1 pseudogene is annotated in these 439 nt (G+C 67.2%); it reads left to right on the top strand.

Annotated elements, in window-relative coordinates:
• Nucleotides 1-10: 10 nt before the first annotated feature.
• Nucleotides 11-439 (top strand): annotated as a pseudogene (locus D7V97_RS43745) (hydroxymethylbilane synthase); the annotation flags it as partial.

The following is a 439-nucleotide window of genomic DNA, read 5'->3' as shown; positions in this document are numbered from 1 at the left end:
GCTTAGAGCATTGGGTCTCGGTTTGGAAATCCGCCCCCTACGAGGCAACCTAGATACCAGGTTGAACAAGGTAAGTAGCGGCGATCTTGACGCCATCGTGGTGGCCCGGGCTGGTCTGGCGCGGCTGGGCCGCCTCGATGACGTGACCGAGACGTTAGAGCCGGTGCAGATGTTGCCCGCGCCGGCTCAGGGCGCGCTCGCGGTCGAATGCCGCGCCGGCGACAGCCGGTTGGTGGCAGTGCTGGCGGAGTTGGATGACGCCGACACGCGTGCGGCGGTCACCGCCGAGCGAGCCCTGCTTGCCGACCTGGAGGCAGGTTGCTCCGCACCGGTGGGAGCGATCGCAGAAGTGGTCGAGTCCATCGATGAGGACGGCCGTGTCTTCGAGGAGCTGTCGCTGCGCGGGTGCGTGGCGGCGCTGGACGGATCCGACGTGATC

Source organism: Corallococcus sp. CA053C (assembly GCF_003611675.1).
In the GTDB taxonomy this organism is placed as follows: domain Bacteria; phylum Myxococcota; class Myxococcia; order Myxococcales; family Myxococcaceae; genus Corallococcus.
This window is presented reverse-complemented; position numbering and strand designations above follow the sequence as displayed.